16 protein-coding genes are annotated in these 18459 nt (G+C 55.1%); 13 read left to right on the top strand and 3 right to left on the bottom strand.

The annotated features are described in order from the left end of the window. From HRF49_10990 to HRF49_11010, 5 genes are all read left to right on the top strand, one after another. A partial coding sequence (locus tag HRF49_10990; GenBank protein ID MEP0815171.1) for a PAS domain S-box protein occupies positions 1-2601 on the top strand: 2601 nt, incomplete at its 5' end. Next, positions 2588-3391, top strand: a complete 804-nt coding sequence (locus HRF49_10995; protein ID MEP0815172.1) for a hypothetical protein — start codon at positions 2588-2590, stop codon at positions 3389-3391. The genes HRF49_10990 and HRF49_10995, both read left to right, overlap by 14 nt. A gap of 57 nt (positions 3392-3448) precedes the next feature. After that, complete coding sequence (gene menA / locus HRF49_11000; protein MEP0815173.1) at positions 3449-4390, top strand: 1,4-dihydroxy-2-naphthoate octaprenyltransferase; 942 nt, start codon at positions 3449-3451, stop codon at positions 4388-4390. After that, entirely contained in the window at positions 4387-5061 is a 675-nt protein-coding gene (locus tag HRF49_11005) for a CPBP family intramembrane metalloprotease (protein ID MEP0815174.1), read from the top strand. The genes menA and HRF49_11005 overlap by 4 nt, the downstream gene beginning before the upstream one ends. A gap of 77 nt (positions 5062-5138) precedes the next feature. Next, positions 5139-6188, top strand: coding sequence for a zinc-binding dehydrogenase (locus tag HRF49_11010; protein MEP0815175.1), 1050 nt, complete (start codon positions 5139-5141; stop codon positions 6186-6188). Positions 6189-6248: 60 nt separating this feature from the next. Here HRF49_11010 and HRF49_11015 read toward each other — a convergent pair whose 3' ends face one another. Continuing rightward, positions 6249-6953: a DUF3592 domain-containing protein gene (locus HRF49_11015; GenBank protein ID MEP0815176.1), complete on the bottom strand. Its 705-nt coding sequence runs from the start codon at positions 6951-6953 to the stop codon at positions 6249-6251. Between the two features lie 80 nt (positions 6954-7033). Here HRF49_11015 and HRF49_11020 point away from each other — a divergent pair, with 80 nt between their 5' ends. The 5 genes from HRF49_11020 (at position 7034) to HRF49_11040 (ending at position 13029) form a co-directional block, all read left to right on the top strand. Next, positions 7034-8869 carry a glycosyltransferase family 39 protein gene (locus HRF49_11020; GenBank protein MEP0815177.1) on the top strand — a complete coding sequence of 612 codons (1836 nt, stop codon included), beginning with the start codon at positions 7034-7036 and terminating at the stop codon, positions 8867-8869. A gap of 54 nt (positions 8870-8923) precedes the next feature. After that, positions 8924-9670: a glycosyltransferase family 2 protein gene (locus HRF49_11025; GenBank protein MEP0815178.1), complete on the top strand. Its 747-nt coding sequence runs from the start codon at positions 8924-8926 to the stop codon at positions 9668-9670. Positions 9671-9687: 17 nt separating this feature from the next. Continuing rightward, on the top strand, positions 9688-9903 hold the full coding sequence (locus HRF49_11030; GenBank protein MEP0815179.1) for a hypothetical protein: 216 nt from the start codon (positions 9688-9690) through the stop codon (positions 9901-9903). Positions 9904-10083: 180 nt separating this feature from the next. Then, positions 10084-11196 carry an Ig-like domain-containing protein gene (locus tag HRF49_11035; protein MEP0815180.1) on the top strand — a complete coding sequence of 371 codons (1113 nt, stop codon included), beginning with the start codon at positions 10084-10086 and terminating at the stop codon, positions 11194-11196. Positions 11197-11481: 285 nt separating this feature from the next. After that, the gene (locus tag HRF49_11040; protein ID MEP0815181.1) at positions 11482-13029 is read left to right on the top strand and encodes a tetratricopeptide repeat protein; all 1548 of its coding nucleotides are present in this window, start codon (positions 11482-11484) and stop codon (positions 13027-13029) included. 7 nt (positions 13030-13036) lie between these two features. On the opposite strand, the gene amrS is transcribed toward HRF49_11040, so the two are convergent. After that, positions 13037-14116, bottom strand: coding sequence for an AmmeMemoRadiSam system radical SAM enzyme (gene amrS, locus HRF49_11045; GenBank protein ID MEP0815182.1), 1080 nt, complete (start codon positions 14114-14116; stop codon positions 13037-13039). A 51-nt stretch (positions 14117-14167) separates the two neighbouring features. Here amrS and HRF49_11050 point away from each other — a divergent pair, with 51 nt between their 5' ends. Continuing rightward, complete coding sequence (locus HRF49_11050; GenBank protein ID MEP0815183.1) at positions 14168-15079, top strand: hypothetical protein; 912 nt, start codon at positions 14168-14170, stop codon at positions 15077-15079. Positions 15080-15588: 509 nt separating this feature from the next. Here HRF49_11050 and HRF49_11055 read toward each other — a convergent pair. Beyond that, positions 15589-16476, bottom strand: coding sequence for a hypothetical protein (locus HRF49_11055; GenBank protein ID MEP0815184.1), 888 nt, complete (start codon positions 16474-16476; stop codon positions 15589-15591). Positions 16477-16633: 157 nt separating this feature from the next. On the opposite strand from HRF49_11055, the gene HRF49_11060 reads away from it, so the two are divergent. Together HRF49_11060 and HRF49_11065 are read left to right on the top strand one after the other, a co-directional pair. Beyond that, positions 16634-16795 (top strand): DUF350 domain-containing protein, encoded by a 162-nt coding sequence (locus HRF49_11060; protein MEP0815185.1) that lies wholly within the window; start codon positions 16634-16636, stop codon positions 16793-16795. 113 nt (positions 16796-16908) lie between these two features. Continuing rightward, positions 16909-18318: a hypothetical protein gene (locus HRF49_11065; protein MEP0815186.1), complete on the top strand. Its 1410-nt coding sequence runs from the start codon at positions 16909-16911 to the stop codon at positions 18316-18318. The last annotated feature ends 141 nt before the right edge of the window (positions 18319-18459 follow it).

Here is an 18459-nt window from a genome sequence, read left to right on the forward strand (position 1 = left end):
GCTTTGAGAATTATCATTGACGAAGCGTGGGCGCTCGGCGAAGCCGACGAATCCCAGCTTTTGGAATTCGGGGCGAAGCTGGCAAGATTCGCCGCAAAGCACGAAGCTTCTGTAATGAGCGTGTACAGCAGGCGCAAGCTTAATCCTGAAACAATTCTCAGCGCGATTAAAACCCATCCGATTGTCGTCGCAGGCGGGTTTGTATGCAAAAATTTTTATTACGTGCCCCCCGATGAATTCGCCCGGACCGCGGGACGCGGAAGCGAGGTGGCCCGTTTGCTCGAAAACCTGTTGGAGCGCCAGCAGGTGCAAACCAATCTCGAGGATGCGCGCAGCTCGCTGGAATCTAAGGTGGAAAAGCGCACGAAAGAACTGGCCGACGCCAACAAAAAGCTGCTTGCGGAGATGGAGGAACGCAAACGGCGGGAAAAGGAAGTCAGGACAGCCAACGAGCTTCTCGAAAGAATATTCTCGACCACGAACATGCTCCTGGCATACCTCGATAGGGAATTTCGTTATATAAAAGTTAATCGCGCTTTCGCGGATTACAGTTGCAAAAAGCCCGGCGACCTGACAGGTGCCCGGCACTTCGATATTTTCCCGGATGCGGAAATGGAAGCAAAATTCAAAGAGGTCATCAACTTCGGCACGCCGATTGTCGGCCTCGGCGAGCGGCTGGAATTTCCGTCCAAGGAATTCGATTCCCCCCGTTATTGGGATTTCGACGTCATACCTGTCAAGGATTCAAGAAACAAAGTGGAAGGCGCGCTTTTCTGCCTTGTAGACGTCACCGAGCGCGTCATCGCGGAGCTCGGCCTTAGGGAGCTGACGGAGCATTTGGACGAGCTCGTCAAAACCAGAACCGAAGAGCTGGCTCGAAGCGAGGAAAGGTACAGGACGCTTGCCGAAAACTCCCCGCTTGGGGTGTATCGCACGACTCCGGACGGCAAAATTTTGTATTGCAATCCGGCGATTTTGCGTATGCTGGGCTATTCCTCTTTCGAGGAAGCCGCGAACCGAAATCTTGAAGAAGAAGGCTTAGAACCGCAGTATTCGCGGGCGGATTTCAAGCATGCGCTTGAAACACAAGGCAGCATTGTGGGGCTGGAATCCGCCTGGAAAACCAAGGACGGCAACACCATTTTCGTGCGCGAGAACGCGAAAGCGATCCGCGATAAGCAAGGCAAGGTCATTTACTACGACGGAACCGTCGAGGACATCACGCGGCGCAAGGCTGCGGAAGACGCGTTGCTAAAGTCCGAGCGGCTGCTGAAAACCTCCTTGAACGCGATGGAGGAATGGGTTCATGTGATAGACAGCGGCCGTACGGTGATTTACGCCAGCGAAAGCTTGAGGCGGATGCTTGCTTCCGCGGGAATGAACGACAAAATAGATGGGCTGGCATTGCGCGATGCACTGCCGTTCGTAACCGACGACACGATGGACGAGTACTCGCTGGTATTCGAAACCGGCACTCCCCAGATGACCTCCGACAGGATAGCGCTTGGGGACAGCGTTTTCGTGGCGGAAATAAAAAAGGTGCCTGTATCAAACGGGGGAAAAGTGGATACGGTTGTGACCGTATTCAGGGATATCACCAAGCATGTGCTTGCGGAAGAAACCAGGAGGGAGAGCGAGGAGCGCTACAAGAAACTTGTGGATACATCCATCGACGCAATCGTTGTGCATTGCGAAGGCAAAATCGTCTTTGCGAATCCGGCGGCCGCCCAACTTTTCGGTGCGAAATCGCCGGACGATCTTCTTGGAATGGCCGCTCTCGATTTAGCGCATCCCGACGGGCGGGAGGCGATATTGCAAAAGAGGCGGATTCTGGAATCCGGCGGTTTCGTCGGGCCTACCGAAGGCAGGTTTGTTAGGCTTGATGGAGCACCGATCGATGTCGAGGTCACCGCCGCCTCGACAACCTTCGGAGGCCGGCTAGCGATTCAGATGATGATCCGGGACATTTCGGGCAGAAAGCTCGCGGCGAGGAAAAGCGAAACGCAGTTCAGGACGATAATCAACGCACTCAAAGATTCCGTGTTCCTTGTGGACAATTCTGGCGTTGTGCTTGAAGTCAACGATGCGGCCTGCAAACTAAGAAACATCTCCCGCGCTGATTTGATCAGAAGAAGCGTGTTCTTCGGCCTGGAAGAGCGGCTTGCGGAATCGCGGAGAAAAAGGCTGGAAGATTGCGTTCGAAGCGGTCAGCCGGTTTTTTTCGAGGATACAAGGGACGACATATTTTTCGAAAACCATCTGTATCCGATTTTGGACGACGACGGCAAAACCACAAGTGTGGTGATTTATGCACACGACGCCACCGAGCGGAAACGGGCGGATTGGGAAAAAGACAGCCTGATACGCGAGCTGACCGCGGCAATAACGGAAATCAAGACCCTCAAAGGGCTAATTCCGATCTGCGCGTCCTGCAAGCGCATCCGCGACGACGCGGGATTCTGGCAGCAAATCGAATCGTACGTCGAGCAGCACTCCGGAGCAGAATTCAGCCACAGCCTGTGTCCCGCGTGCGCAAAGACGCTCTATCCGGAATTGTACGCGGAAAGCGAAGGAGAAGGCGGCGGGAATGAAGGATTTTGACACGATTGAGTCGGTGACCGAAACCGTTTGCAGGCTGCTCGGTATCGCTCCTCCCGAAAATTCCGCATCCGCGCCGCCCGAAAACCTAGTCTGCCGTTTGCGGGAAATGCTTGGGGGAGAGGCAAGGAGGATTCTCCTGTATTGCCCCGATGCAATCGGCCGAAAATTTCTGGAAGCACATAGCGAACTTGAAAACGCGATAATCGAGGACGCCCCCCTCAAGACGGAGCTGCGCTCCATGTTCCCGCCGATTACGCCGGTGTGCTACTCGTCAATGTTTACCGGAGCTGCTCCGGAATTCCACGGAAACACGGGCCGCGACAAAAGCGTTCTCGTCTGCGATACGCTTTTCGATGCTCTATTGAGGTCCGGTTTCCATCCCGCGATAGTCGCGGTGAAAGGCTCGACAATCGAAAGGATTTTTCGCGGCCGTGAAATGGACTACTTTGCGGAGGAGTACGATCCCGAAGTGACGGAGCGCACTCTCGCCCTTGTGGAAATCGGCGCGCACGACGTTGTAGTTTTATACCATCAGGAGTACGACGACACGCTCCATGAAGAGAGGCCGGATTCCGCGCGCGCAATATTGGCTGCGGGCAGGCACATCGCCGCATTCCGCAAGCTTGTTAAAGCGGCAAGGCTGCATTGGATAGGCGATTCCTTTGCGTATGCGTTTCTTCCCGACCATGGAGCGCATGTCGATCCGGCCACCGGCCGGGGTACGCACGGCGCGGACATCCCGGATGATATGGAGGTTCTTCATTTCTGGGGAGCCGAGCCGGGTATATAATTTCCGCGCGCCTTCCTGCGCTTTGTTTCGCAATCCCTTCGTTTCGAGGTAATTGATATGTCCGATTCCGCGGCTCCCGCAAGGAGCAAAACAAGCATTTGGATCCAGGCGGTGCGCGCCTTCGCGTTTCCCGCGACTTTTGTCAGCGTGGTGGTCGCCGGCGCGCTGGCGCTTTCGTATAAAGCCGGGCCGGTCAACTGGTGGCTCTTCCCCGTGTGCATGATCGCCGGAATCCTTTACCACATGGCGGCGAACGTGATAAGCGACGTGTTCGACTTCAAGCGCAAGGTGGACAAAGACTACACGTTCGGAAGCAGCGGAGTGCTGACGGGCGGGCTTTTGACGCCGCGCGAAGCTTATCTCGGCGGACTGGCGTTTTTCGCCGTTGCGAGCGCGCTTGGGCTGATTCTTGTTTATTTCCGCGGATGGCCGATGCTGGCGATGGGCGTTGCAGGGCTGCTCGGCGCTTATTTTTATTGCGCGAATCCGGTCGGTTACAAATACATCGGTCTCGGCGACTTCGCGGTTTTCCTTTTCTTCGGAACGGGGATGACGATCGGCACGTTTTACGCGCTTACCGGCGACCTGTCGTGGGCCGCTCTCGCGCAGCCGGTTTGGGTTTCGATTCCGCTCGGCGCGCTTATCGCGGGGATTCTTTCGGCGAACAACGTCCGCGACATAAAGCACGACACCGAAGCGGGGATAATCACATTCGAAAGCGCGCTGGGAATATCCGGCGCGAAAATTCTTTACTCAATCTGGGTGCTTGGCGCTTATTTAAGCGTCCCGATAATGGCTTACTTCGGCGTGATTCCCTGGTGGACGATGGTGGTATTCCTTTCACTGCCGCTCGCCCTGAAGAATGTGAAAGCGATTTCGGGCGGCGAAGTTGAGAAGCCGGAGAAGATCGCGGCGGTGGACGTCGCGACGGCGCAGCTTCACACGGCGTTCGGCGCTCTATTTGCGATTTCGATCGCGGTCTCGGCGTTCATAAAGTGAAAAAACTGCCTTGGCACAGAGGCCGAAACATCGAGCCTATGATCCCGGCGGTGATTTTGGCCGCGGGATTCTGGTTCATGCTCTTTTCGCCGTGGACGAAAAGCCTTGTGAACTTCTGGGGGACGATGGCGCTGGCGGCTTCGCTTTTGACAGTTTACGCCGTTGCGGTCGATCGGCAGGGTATACGCCAAAGTTTCAGTTTTAGGGCCATATATCTTTTAATCGGACCGGCGGCGGCGGCTTTACTTTATTTCATTTTTTTCGCGGGCTATAAAGTCGCAACCGCAATCCTTCCAACCGCAGGTTCGATGGTGGGCAACATTTACAGCACGAAAATGCAGGCCACTCCCTGGCTGATCGCGGTGCTTTTGCTTTTCCTAATCGGCCCGGCTGAGGAAATTTTCTGGCGCGGATTCGTGCAACGCAGGCTGTCCATCTGGTTTTCGCAAGGCCGGAGCCCGCAGCAATCAGGATGGAAAGGTTTTATGCTCGCGACCGCGCTTTACGCGCTTGTGCATATATGGTCGGGCAATTTGATGCTTTTCGGCGCTGCGGCGGTTTGCGGGGCGTTCTGGGGGTTGATTTATATGCGGTTCAAGTCCGTCTGGCCGGGGCTGATTTCTCATGCGCTTTGGGACGTTGCGATATTCGTTGTCTGGCCGATTAATTGAGCAACTTAACCTTCGGCTGATAATGCGCCGTCCTTGCGGGTAATAACAACCGTCATCCCGAACTCAAGGAAACGCCAATGAAGGCAATTGTATATCCGCGCCACGGCGGCTCCGACGTCGTCGAATGCAGGCAGGAATTCCCCGACATCGAGCCTGCGCCGGGGGAAGCGCTCGTGCGCGTCCGAGCCACCGGCGTCAACCGCGTCGACCTGGTATCGCGCGAGGGCTATCCCGGAATCGGTATCGCATTCCCGCACATTCCTGGCGGCGACATCGCGGGCGAAGTTGTGTCGTTCGGCAACAACGGCGCGGCGGACGACGCGGCGAAAGCCGGGATTTCGACCGGAACCAGGGTTGTCGCGTATCCTCTAATCGCGTGCGGCGGATGCGAGCTTTGCGCCGCGGGCAGGCCGAACCTTTGCCTCAACTGGAAGTTCATCGGCCTGCACACCGACGGCGGCTACGCGGAATACGCGCGCGTACCCGTGGAAAACCTGATTCCGCTTCCGGATTCCGTTTCGTTCGAAGCTGCCGCCGCGCTGCCCGTCGCGGGGCTGACCGCATTTCACGCAATCAAAACGGTCGGGAATCTGCAGCCGGGCGAAACGTTTTTCATATGGGGCGGAGGAGGCGGGCTTGGGACGTTTGCGGTCAAGCTCGCGAAATCAATCGATACAAAAGTCATTGCAACCGCCGGAGCGGCCTGGAAACTTGATGAAATCAGAAAACTCGGCGCGGATTTCGTGCTCGACCGGACGAAGGTCGACGTCGCCGCGGAAGTGAAAAGGATCGCACCGAACGGAGTGGATTTCGTCGTCAACTATGTCGGAAGCGACGCGTTCCCCGCGAGCTTCGAAATGCTCAAGCGCGGCGGACGGATGGTGCTGTGCGGGATGCTGACGGGACGTGAATCCCCTTTGAGCCTGCATATGACCTACCTGCGGCATCTCTCCATCCACGGCGTTTACCTCGGTACGAAAGCGGAGATGACCGAGCTGGTTTCTATGCTCGCATCCAATCAGATTTCGCCTCACATCGGCGCGACGCTGCCCTTATCCGACGCCAGAAAGGCGCAGGAGCTTATGGCGCAAGGCGAAGTCGTCGGCAAAATCGTGCTTGTTCCTTAAGCGGAAATCGCTCGCTGAAAATGCCGAGGCAGACAGGCGGCAAATACCTTTTTCCATCTGCTAGGCCAATTCCGGTAGAAACCGCAGATCCACGTCGTACTTCTTCGGATTCTTTGGGTCTATCAAAACCGTGACTTCGTCGCCTTCGATGTACTGGCTCGGATCGAACCAGATGTGATCGCTGCGAAAAACATGCACTTTGCGGGTATTCGGGTTCTCCCACTGCGCGGTGATCCTGAACGGGCTTTGCCCGTTGACCTGAAATGAAGTGTCGGGTGCAACCGAAATTATCTTGGCCTGCACCTGTTTTCCGTTGATCAACAGCCAGTCGTCGGAATACTTGTCGCGAAGCTGCGCAATGCCCATACCCAGGCCGATCGCGAGAAACACAAAGCCGACAAACGCGAAAATGCCGCCGAAGCCGTACATCTCGAAGAATGCGTCTATACGGGCGCTTTCGGGATTCCTGGGATCGTATAGCACTTTGACCTTTTGCCCGGTTTTAAACGAAGGCGGGGATGAACCGATTCCGCCGGTAAACTCTATTTCTTCGCCGTTTTTCGGTGTGAACCGGACAATCGGATAATACGAAGAGCCGTCCGAATCGGAGCGGCGCTCGATCTCAACAACAACACCTTCCGCGGATTCCGCTTTGCTTTTGAACGCCGCAGCGCCAACGACCTGAAAAAGCCCGATGGCGAGGAAAACTCCCCCCAGAAGGGAGAATATCCAGACAAAGAGCGCCATTCCATGCTTGGGGGACATTTTCACCTACCAATGCGCCGAGCCACCTGTACGGCAATACTTAATACCTTTGAAAGAAACGCTTTGCTATACTCCGGCCGATGAAAACCAAGCTGGGCGGGGTGTTCACCTGGACGGCGGTAACGCTGCTGCTTGTCGCGTTTTTCGTGCAGGGATTGTGGGCATCAGCCAACACCGGACTTACCACCGACGAGTTCAATCACATTGCGTCGGGAGTTTCATACTGGAAGCGGCACGATTTCCGGATGAACACCGAGCATCCAACATTGACCAAATGGCTTGCGGCGATGCCGGTTGTGCTGTCAGGCGCTAAGTATCCTTTCGAATCCGGATCCTGGGAAGCCAAAGACCAGGTTTGGCATGCCAAGGATTTTTGGAGCGCCAATCACGAGAACCGCAAGGAAATCCTTTTTCTTGCCCGTATTCCGTTTCTGCTGCTTTCAAGCCTGATGTGTGTATTCGTATTTCTTTTCGCCAGATCCATATACAACGAAAAAGCGGGCATCCTGGCCCTATTCATTTTCGCGTTCGAACCAAACATAATCGCCCATGCTTCACTGGCCAACAGCGACGTGCCGGTGGCGATGATGGTGCTTGCAACTCTGTATTTCGCGCACCGCTACCTTTTCACATTGCTCCCCCGCCATTACATTTTGATGTTGGTTTTCGGCTCGCTCGCCGTTATTACCAAGTTCAGCGCGCTGATATTGCCCGCGCTTGTCCTGCTCATTCATTTTTATTACCTGCAGAATTATCCCGCTCAATTCGCTTTGCCGCAGCATTTGATGGGGATGCGTTTTCCTCCGAAGGAAGGCTGGGCACGAAACCTTGCCTTTCTCGCTTTTACCGCATTGTGGTTTGCCGTCATTGGACTCGCGTTCGTGCTTGCCAGCTATTTGTTCCACTTGACGGTGATCTCGCCCGAAAATTCGCCCAATTTCACCTGGCTGGCGGACAAGACCATTCCCGAATGGCTGCCCGGAAAGGATTCGCTAATCGAGTTCGCCCAAAAGATTCCTCTTCCAAAGGAATACATTATGGGCGTGTATCAGGTCTTTTTTCACAATCAAATCGGGCATCCCGCGTTCCTGTTGGGCGAGCACAGAATTATGGGGTGGTGGTACTACTTCCCTGTCGTGTTTTTCTTCAAAACGCCTATTCCGTTTCTCGCTTTGATAGCCGCAAGCATCCTCCTTGGATTCCGCAAGGACAGGGAGCATTGGATTGCCGAAGCGGTTCTGGTAATTCCGATTCTGGCTTATTCCGCGCTTGCAATTATGAGCCACCTGAATTTCGGCGTACGGCACCTGCTTTTCATTTTTCCACTGCTGGCGATATATGCGTCGGGCGTCATGGCCGTGGACTTCAAGAAGCGCAAGTTCGACCCCGACGAGTTTCGAGTCGGAGGGAAGCCAAAAACAGCCCCAACCGACATGCGTCCGCTGGCGTTGTATTCCTTGATCGCCGGCCTTTCGGCGTTCTACCTTCTGTCCGTTTTTTCCCAGGCGCCGTATTACCTGGCATATATGAACGAGCTGGCGGACGGCCCTTCCCGGCGCGCGTACATAATGAGCGATTCAAACACGGATTGGGGGCAAGGCTTGCCGGCGCTCGACAAGTGGGCGAAGGCGAATGGGATAGACCGTCCGATCCACCTTTACTACAAGTTCAACGATGATCCATCGCTGTACGATTTCGAGTATATCCTTGAGAATCCGGAAAACATTGACCCGACCAAGTTCTTGCCAGGCGAGATTTACGCGGTGAGCATATGGATCGTCAACGGCATGGATTGTTGCACGCATTACACGCTTTACGACGAGCAACGAAAATTGGCCAACGCCCGATGGGAGAAATTCAAGAACCTTGCTCCCGATGCAGTTGTCGGCGGCAGCATTTGGATTTTCGCGCCGTGACCTCCCAATGCAGCCTGCATCCTCTTCCATTGTGTAAAATATAAGTTCAAAGCAATGGAAGTCGAACTTTCGGTTATTGTCCCCGCGTACAATGAGGAAAAGCGCATCGGCGCCTGTCTTGCGTCGCTATCCGCGTTTGCGGCAGCATCCCCAATCCCGGTCGAGCTGATTGTGGTAGACGACCATTCAAAGGACGGAACCGCCGCCATCGTTCGAAGGCATATAGATGAAAATCCCGGCACCCCGCTTAGATTGATCTCAACGCCCGTTTCCAGAAAAGGCAAAGGTGCGGCGGTCAATACGGGCATGTCTGCCGCAACCGGAAAGTTCAGGCTGTTTACGGACGTGGATCTTTCAACTCCGATTTCCGAAGTGAATAAACTTCTGTTCTGGGCAAGGCAAGGTGTGGACGTCGTTTTCGGCAGCAGGAGCCTGAAGGACAGCGATGTTCGCAGGTTCCAGCCTTGGCACAGGAGGTTCGCGGGCGCGGCTATGCGCAACCTGACGCGGCTTCTAATTCTTCCAGGCGTGCGCGACACCCAGTGTGGATTCAAGTTGTTCAGTGAAAAGGCAGCGTTGGAAGTGTTCCCCAGGCAACGCGTCTGGGGTTGGAGCTTCGATTTGGAGCTGTTGCTTCTCGCCAAGTCAATGGGCTTTTCGCTCAAGGAAGTGCCTGTGATTTGGATAGACAGTCCGGAAAGCAAGGTAAGATTCATTAAAGACGCGCCCAAGATGCTGATGGATATACTTGCGATCAGCCTAAGGCTTCGGTTGTTCAAACGCATTCCGAAAGCGCTGTAGGGGGAGAATTGTTCCTGTTGGCGTTTTTGGCAAGGTATTTCCTCGTCATCCTGCTCGTGATAGAGATCGCGATTCTGCCGCTTGAAATCAAATTCCTTCTTGCCAAATCGAAAAGGGCGAGGCCGATATCGGGCGAGCTTTTGGATTTCCCGGAAATTTTGGTGCTGCTCAACATCCTTGCCACAATCGTTCTCGCCATCGTCGTTGTGGTCACGCAATCTATGATGTTTTAATGTTTAGACGCGGTGGAATTGAACCTGCTCGGAGACCGGCCCGCGCCCGCGCATTTTCCGCGATGAACGGCTCCAACTCAAACAATTCGGCAGCGGAATAGTCTATAATGAGCGTGGAGCGCGCAAAGCGTCCGCCGAATTCAGATTGCGTTCCAAATCCGGCTTATCCGGAGGTTTTCGATGAAGGGACGAGGATTGGTTTTGTTGGCGCCGTGGTTGGGCTTGTTGATCGCCGCGGCTTTGTTTGCCCAGCCTGGCGCGATGGCACAAACGGCCGGTGCGAATTCGTTCGACTCCCAATCCGACGTCGTTTTCAGCTTCGATGTCAGACCCGCGATGCTGCCTGCAGATGGCAAAACCGAGGCGACCATCGTGCTGAAACTTACGGATGCAAACGGGGCACCGCTTGCCGGCAGACGCGTGAGCTTTTATCTCGAAGACGGCTATGGGCGGCTTACGACGACTTTCCCCAACACGGACGACAAAGGCACAGCGGAAGCGCTTTACGTAGCCGGTAGAACCGCGAAAACGGCGGTTGTGCGCGCGACGGACGAAATCAGCGGGAAATCGGCCCGTATCGCCATACCGACATCAATCTCCGCGCAAATCCAGCTTGAGCTGGTGGAGCCGTCCCGGTTCATCTCCACTTGGATCAAGAGGCAAACGGCCACCCAGCTTTACACCATGGACGTGGAAATATTTCCGGAGCGGCTCGTGGCAGACGGATTTTCCACGTCGCGGATAACGGTGCGGCTTTACAACCTTGATGGCACTTATGCTTCGGGAGTCCCGATTGTAATAAGGATGATTTCAGGCGATGGCGAGTTGATTCGCGACAGGCAGACGACGGACACAAACGGTGTGCTGGAAGCGTTTTACCGAGCGGGAGAGCGCCCGGGCACCACAATCATCGAGGTAACGGAACCGGTGACGGGCTTGACCCAAACCGTGGAAATTCCGATTCTCGAAGCCGGCCCGGCAAAAATCAAACTTTACTTTTCCAACCGGGACGGCAGGCTTTTCGAGGAAGCCGCGAAGCTTCCCGCCGACGGAATCACCTCGATAACGATTGTGGCGCAGGTTCTCAATTTGGTTGATACTCCCGTCCCCAACGTGGATGTCATGTTCAGCCTTGCCGAAGAACTGGGCGCAATCGAAGTGCTGGAATCAACAACCGACCCGGAAGGAAAGGTGTACGCCACCTTCAAGCCGGGAACGCAGACCGGCATCGAGACGATCACCGCGTTTTTGGTAAGCAGCCTGCCCCAGGAATTCGCAGGCGGAGTTTCCTGAAGAACCACATTCATCAGTAACGCGTTCGGCTGAAACGCTCTGGTAGGTTTGCGCGGTTGAATTTCTGCCGCTATCGTTGCGTCTAAGATAGAGGGTCAGTTTCCGTCTATGGTGTCGAAATTGAATCTGGATATTCGTTTATCAACGGCCGTTTTGGCCGCAATCATTCTCCTTGTTGCGGGTTGCAACGGCGGGCCGCAAGAGGAGGATGACACACAACCAACGCTCAATCCGAAAGTTGTTTCGCTTTACGAGGCGGCGTTTGCGCGATTAAAAAACGATTTGATGTCGGAATTCCACTGGCGAACTCCGGTCACGCTTGCAAGCCAGGCGTTTCTTGCGGAGTTGAAACCCGAAGCGGCTAGGTTTCGCCCGGACTACAACGGATTTATGGACTATTTGGCCGCTTTGGAGGATCCGCTCGGCGCCGACTTGGCGGATCTTTGCAGGTCGCCGTTCGAATTGCCTGAAATACGGTCCAGCGATCCGCTCATTAAAGGCAGGCTACTTTATATACAGGGGAAGATTGACGAAATCCGCAAGCTGTATTGGCCGGAGTCCGAATCCGCGGAAACGATTACTCCGGAAATGCTTACTTCCACCGAGCCGAATCGCGTCGCGATATGGGCGCTCGCAAACAGCAGGTTTTTGCCATCTGAAAAATACACTCCCGTACTGGCAGAATTGGCGAAGGATGCGGCGGAACTCGAACCCCCGCTCGCTCGGGCCGTGGCGGTGCGGCACGCGATTGATTTGGCATGGGCTGGTCTCGCCGGCGATGAAATCAGAAAAACCCTTGAAAGAGCATTTTCCGATCCTGTGGAACGGGACAGTGTCCTTGCGAGAGTGCTCAACAAGGCAAACCGCTTTCAGGAGGCAGATGTATTGCTCGCCGCGCTTTCGCAGACAACCGGCTCGAATGCGCTTTTGGATATAGAGCGAGGTTTGTCGAGCATGGGCTTGGGACAGCCATCCCGAGCGAGGGAAAAATTCCGCGCCGCGCTCAATTACAATTCGTTTCTTGGCGAGGCGTTGGTTGGTTTGTCCCTGACGGAATCCTGGCAGCGGCGATACGAGGAAGCCATAGGCGGATTTGAGGACGCGTCGAAAATAGACCCATTCGAACCCGCCCTTTACCCTGTATGGGCGCAAGCTCTTTCCGACGTTGGCAGAATCGATTCCGCACGGGACGCGATTTCGAACGGCCTTGATCTATTTCCCGACAATGTGCAGGTGAGGCTCACGAGCGCCCAGCTTTATCTAAATGCCGGGGATTTTGAAAACTCCTTGGCTGAATTCAGGGCCGCCGCAGTCCTCGCGCCGATTATGGCGCGGCCGCATTCCGAAATCGGGGCGATTCTAGTTCGTATGGGCAAGCCGGAGGAAGCAAGGGGGGCGTTTGAAAAAGCAATCAAACTCGGCCAGCCGGAGGGAGAGGTAGAAGCCGCCTGGGGGCGGGCGCTTTTCGACTCGGAACGATACCGGGAAGCCGTACCCCATCTCGAAAAGGCATCAGGGTTGAAACCGAAGGATGCGGGACTGCACGCACTGCTTGCCCGCGCGTACGAAGGCGCGGGGGACTTGGCGCGCGCTGCCGCGGAGTATGAAGCCGCGGTCACCTACGACAGCTACGACAAGGATTCCGCGGTCAAAGGGGCGCTTGCATATGCGAATCTGGGCGATGTTGAAAAAAGCCTGAAAATGCTCGATCGCTCGGTGGATGCCGGATGGATAGACACCGAATTTGTCGTCAAGAACTTTCCGGATTCTGTAAAATCCAGGCCCGAATTCAAAAACATCCTCGCGAACATGAATCCGGGATATTCGGGATAAAGGCCCATCAAGCGACTATATTCAGCCTGTATCCGCATTGTCCGCAATATGGAAGCCGGGATCTCGCGCGCGCGCTGTAGCCGTCCCTTTCGATTACTATCGCACCGCAATTAGGACACAGAGTGTCCGAATCCATGCCGACGACGTTCCCGGGATACACGTGCGAAAGCCCCGCGTCGCGGCCAATCTGAATTGCCTTGCGCAACGTTTCCATCGGAGTCGGCGGCACGCGCCAATTTTCCTGCGGGAAGCTCCGCGTCAGATGCCAGGGAGTCTCGCGGCCGCACTCTGCAAAAATCCACTTGGCCATTTGCCCAAGCTCGCCCGGCGAGTCGTTGTAACCGGGGATTATATTCGTCACAACTTCGACATGCGCTCCGGCGCGCACGGCCTTTTCGATGCGCTTTAGTATTATTTTTGTATCGGCAAAGCCGGCAATTTTTCTGGCGGACTCGGGATTCAGGAATTTCAAATCCGCACGGTATGCATCGGTCACTTTCAGCAAATCGGAAAGCGGTTTATCCTCTATGTAAGCGTTTGTTACAAGTGCCGTGTAATATCCGGCTTCCTTGGCCGCAGCAAAAACATCGAGCACGTATTCAACCCAAATCGTCGGTTCGTTGTAAGTGAAGGCGATACCGCGCGAACCGGTGGATGCTATCAGCGCGATCAGTTCCGCGGCCGATATCCGGGACGTCCTCGCAAGGACGTCAGCTTCATAGCGCGCATAAGATATGTCGCAATTTTGGCAATGGACACATTTCAAATTGCATCCTATGGTTCCAACCGAAAGCGTCTTGGATCCGGGATGAAAATGGTACAGGGGTTTTTTTTCGATGGGATCGACCGCGACAGCCGCCGGCCTGGCATATACGGTTGTGAAAAGAGCTCCTTCGAGATTGAGTCTGATTCCGCAATATCCCAGCTCGCCACCCTTAATCAAGCACCTGCGCGGACAAAGCCCGCATCTGACCGAGCCGCCCTCCTCCGCTTGCCAGTATTTGGCCTCCGAAAGGGAATCCTCGAAGGCCGGCTTCCTGTCGGGTACGCGAAAACCGTACGAATTGGTGCAATCTTGCATAACCAAAAGTATAGCGGATAAAATCCGCGTCGGCGGTTTTCCGCCGAAGGTGCCGGCTTGAGCGATTTGGGCAAGGTAATCGGAGTGGGTCATTGCACAGTGGACATAATCTGCCCCTTCGGCAGCTTTCCCGCGCTTGACCGCAAAACGGAAATAGACAGGCTCGAAATTCAGGGCGGCGGCCCGGCCGCGAACGCGATGGCCGCTCTTGCAAAGCTGGGAGTGCGCACCGCCATCGTTTCACGCATGGGCACCGATATATTCGGCCAGTTTGCCCGGCGCGACCTCCTGCGCCGCGATATCGAATGCACGCACCTATTTATGGATAGGGAAACCCGCTCTCCGTTGTCGGTAGTCATCGCGTGTAAAGAAGATGCAACCCGGACCATAGTCGTATACAAAGGGGAAAACCGCGAAGTAGAGCCGGCGTGGCTGGAACCGGAGTGGATCGCAACCGGAGCGTACCTGCATATTGACGGACATCAGCTTCCCGCATCGCTGAAGCTGGCCAAGGAGTTCAAGCAAACCGGACGGCCGATTATGTTCGACGCGGGCAGCTGGCGCGACGGTACCGAGGAGTTGTTGTCTCTTGCCGACACGGTAATTGCAAGCCGCGATTTCGCCAGCAGGCTTTCATCGGATCCGAAAGAAGCGCTTGTCCGCCTTGCAGGGTATGGAGCGAAATTCTGCGCGATTACGCTGGGCGCGGACGGATGTATCGGGCGCGACGCCGACGGCGCGATTGTGGAATCCCGCGGGTTCGCGGTGGAAGCCCGCGATACGACCGGCGCGGGAGACGTTTTCCACGGAGCGTACATTTACGCCGAATTAAGCGGATATGAATTCGTCGAGCGGCTGGAATTCGCGAACGCGGCTGCCGCAATGAAATGCAGGGAATTGGGAGCGCGCGGAGGCTTGCCTGCGGCGGACGAGGTGCGCGAGTTTATCGAAAGGAGCGGGCGCTCCTGAGCTGGCGTTCCTCGGCGGAGGGAGGAGTCGAACCTCCCGCCCGGCACAACCGGGCCAACGGTTTTGAAGACCGCGGGGGCCACCGGACCCCTTCAACCGCCTCCCTTTGAATTTTACACCGCAAATCTTTTTTGAAAGCAGGAAGGCGGATCGTTGCAAAAAAAAAAAAAAAAAAGCGGCCGAGGGATCAGCCGCATCGGATAAATACACTGTCACCCAAGGTCAACCCGCTGTCGGGGGGGGAAACGGGTTTTAAACCTGGGCGACTGACACTATTCTACCCGAATACAAGATATTTGCAAGCGCAATTGCCGAAAACCGGAAAATTACCCTTCAAAACGCAAGCTTGATAAAATTTCACAAATTCATAAAAGCAGCGACATAAGTGGCATTGCGAACGGGTTTTCCGGACTGAACTTACCGGCCTGCAGTCACGATTTATACAGGCTATATTCCATTGCCAAATTGTTAACTGGCCGAGGTCTTGGCGAAGGCGCCCAAGCGGCGGTTCATCGCAAAGGCGTCCACCTGTATTCGGGAAAGTAGGCCAATATCCAACAAAAGTAACCTTCGAGCTTGTTTGCTCCGAGCTTCCTAAGAAGCGCCTGACTGGGGTGGTTTTCGTGCCAGATGTGCGCGGTGGCCTGCCCGTCAACGGCAAGCATATGGTCCACTTGAAACGCAGCCAGGCTGGACGCGTAGCCTTTCCCGCGCAGATGCTCCGGTGTGTGGATCATCGCCATTGTCCGCGACAAATGAGTCGCGCTCCAACTTACCTGCTCGCCGCCGTGCTCGCATACGAAGGACGGCCCGCTTTCAAGGCAATGTTTTATGTATTTGCCTTCTTTATCACCGTATGGCCAGGTTTCCCGCAACTTCTCCAGTAATTCAAGTCCGTTTCCCAGCCGGCATTCGTGTTTCACGCGGTCGCTAAACCTTGGCTCGCCCTTGAAGTACCAAAGCTCGGCTCCATGAACGAAATCGAAGCCGGGCCTGTCGATTTGAAAACCCGCCTCGCGGGCTGCGACGGCGGCCGCAACCTCGGTCTGGCTGATGAACATATAAGGCGTGCCGGGAGCTACTCCATCCGGCGCCTCCCTGGGCTGCCACACACCTCTGGATGGAAAATCTTTGGGAAATTCCCCTTCCCCAAGCAGGATTGAGCGCATTGCCGGCAGCCAAAGCGACTTGTCGGACGCATGGCCGGTTATCCAGTCCTGCCCGCAGATTATGGCGATGCGTGGATCGGCGGGTTTGTCCACAAGCACGGCCGGCCTTGGAACTTCCGGATGGAGCGGCGCGGAGAGCCTGCAAAAATTCAGCACAAGCGGATTGCCGCTGCCAAGCACAGCTTCAAACGCATCTGCGTAACCTGATTCCTGAATGCGATAAAGCACCGCGCATAATATCGCATAAAATTGCGTCTGCAGCGCTGAATCTCTTTTGGCGCCCGCAAAGATTTGTTAGAATTCGTCCGTGGACAACTGGAATTTTGCAGAGCTCGCCACCGCGTATTTGATCACATTCGGCTGGGCGATTGTGGGTTCCGTCGGAATGGGGCTCGGCCTTGCAATCACACTGAAACTTTTCACACTCCTGACACCAGGGGTGGACGAGTGGAAGATGGTTAAGGAAGGCAACATCCCAATCGGAATAATACTTGCGAGCGTCGTGATCGCCTGCGGAATCGTGGTGGCTGCCGCAATCAGACCTTAGCGGGGAATCCAATGCGTACATAGGGGGGGAGCGCTTTTGCGCGGCTGCGCGGCCATTGCTTTTTTCAGCAATAGTAATTACACTTCCATTACCTAAATCTGGCGAGGGAGCCGATGAGCGTAGCGAGAGAAGTGAGACGTGACGGCGGCCAGGGCGCGTGGATCGCGTTCGGGATCATCGTATTGGCGGTGCTTGGGTACTTCGGATACAAGTCGCTCATGCAGCGGCCCGGCCCGGAGGTGATTCTAGTCGCAAACGGACGAATGCCTCTTAAGGGGATGAAAGTCAAAATCACGGAAAGCAACGTGGTTTCCGACCGGCTCAACGTTGCGTATTCGGTGAGCCAGAATGGAGTTGTAAAACCGATTTTCGCATGGCGCACCGAACAGAACTGGCCAACGTATCAAATTTGGCCTACTGCCGGCCAGCCGTGGTGCGTGTTTCCTTTGACGTATTTCGATCCGCAAACCCAAAACAACAAGTCGGCGTTTTTCAGAATGGATCCGCCCAAGTTTGCTCCCTACCGTATTCAGGACAGCGAGGCGATCGCGGAAGACTACGTAGGAACAAAGCCTCCGACGTTGTTCTTTGGCACAATTCAGCACATTGTTCCGAACGAATTGTCGGGTTACGACGTGATGGATTTCCAGGGAGTGTACGGGCCTTTTCTGGAAAAATCGAAAACCGATTTTTCCCCTTCCAACTCGCTCTACCACATGTATAACGAAGAACTCAAGTGGTACTCGTACATCAAGTATTCCAATTTCAGCGAGGACTTTGCGGACTACTACGAAATCCGGCAGGATCCGTCAAAAATGCAAATGGCGTACATGGGGGTTATGCTCCGGCATGACGGGCAAAACACGACCGGACTTATCCATTTCATGTCGCGTGACCTCGGCGGAGGCTACAAGTTCAGGCTGACGGACGCGATAGTCAATTACAACAAAGCGCTGAAAAAAGCCGAGATTCTCTGGTACAGCGATCCGGACGTTAACCGCAAGGCCGGCACAATGAAGATGCTTCAGCTAAGACAGGCGTTCAAGCTGGAAAACGGAAAGCTTCTTATGGCGGGCGAATACGGTACCTGGGGATCGCCATCAAGCCTGGTGGCGGGCTCCAGAAAATGGCAGTTGGTAGAGATGGACTTGGTCGGCGTGCGGCCCAAGCCCAAGGTGATCTGGGAGCAGCCCGCGGAAAAAGGCAAATACATTGCTTCGACAATCGCGGTCCAATGGGTGCCCAAGGGCTGCGATCCGGTGATTACTTTCACCACTTACGATCCGAACACGAAAAAGCCAAAGCAGGGACAACCGGATTGGCTGGCCAGGTTCAAAATGGATGAATCCAAGCTGGGCAGGGTGAGTGCGGAAGGCGTGGACGTTCAAAGCGTGTTTTGGGGACGAAGCGGCAAATATCTTTGGTATCTCGGCCACGACAAGGAGAACAAAAGCTCGCTTTACAGGTGGGATCCCGCCACCGGGGAAAACAAGCTGATAATCCTTCTCGACGACGAGGAGTAGCGCGCCTTGTCGAACTGGAGTACGCGGCATGGAGCCGCGACATCTTTAAAAACCGGCAAGAGGTTTAACTTAAAATCGCGCTTTTTCGGGAACCTTTTCCGGAAACCTGGGTCTAATTAATTCGAGGATGCGGGGAATTGG

This window comes from bacterium (genome assembly GCA_039961635.1).
Lineage (GTDB): Bacteria > 4484-113 > 4484-113 > JAGGVC01 > JAGGVC01 > JABRWB01.

Coding starts and splice junctions, on each gene's coding strand:
- HRF49_11010 (MEP0815175.1), top strand. CDS start 5,139: ATGAAGGCAATTGTATATCCGCGCCACGGCGGCTCCGACGTCGTCGAA.
- HRF49_11015 (MEP0815176.1), bottom strand. CDS start 6,953: ATGTCCCCCAAGCATGGAATGGCGCTCTTTGTCTGGATATTCTCCCTT.
- HRF49_11035 (MEP0815180.1), top strand. CDS start 10,084: ATGAAGGGACGAGGATTGGTTTTGTTGGCGCCGTGGTTGGGCTTGTTG.
- HRF49_10995 (MEP0815172.1), top strand. CDS start 2,588: ATGAAGGATTTTGACACGATTGAGTCGGTGACCGAAACCGTTTGCAGG.
- HRF49_11020 (MEP0815177.1), top strand. CDS start 7,034: ATGAAAACCAAGCTGGGCGGGGTGTTCACCTGGACGGCGGTAACGCTG.
- menA (MEP0815173.1), top strand. CDS start 3,449: ATGTCCGATTCCGCGGCTCCCGCAAGGAGCAAAACAAGCATTTGGATC.
- HRF49_11040 (MEP0815181.1), top strand. CDS start 11,482: ATGTCGGAATTCCACTGGCGAACTCCGGTCACGCTTGCAAGCCAGGCG.
- HRF49_11060 (MEP0815185.1), top strand. CDS start 16,634: ATGGGGCTCGGCCTTGCAATCACACTGAAACTTTTCACACTCCTGACA.
- HRF49_11025 (MEP0815178.1), top strand. CDS start 8,924: ATGGAAGTCGAACTTTCGGTTATTGTCCCCGCGTACAATGAGGAAAAG.
- HRF49_11065 (MEP0815186.1), top strand. CDS start 16,909: ATGAGCGTAGCGAGAGAAGTGAGACGTGACGGCGGCCAGGGCGCGTGG.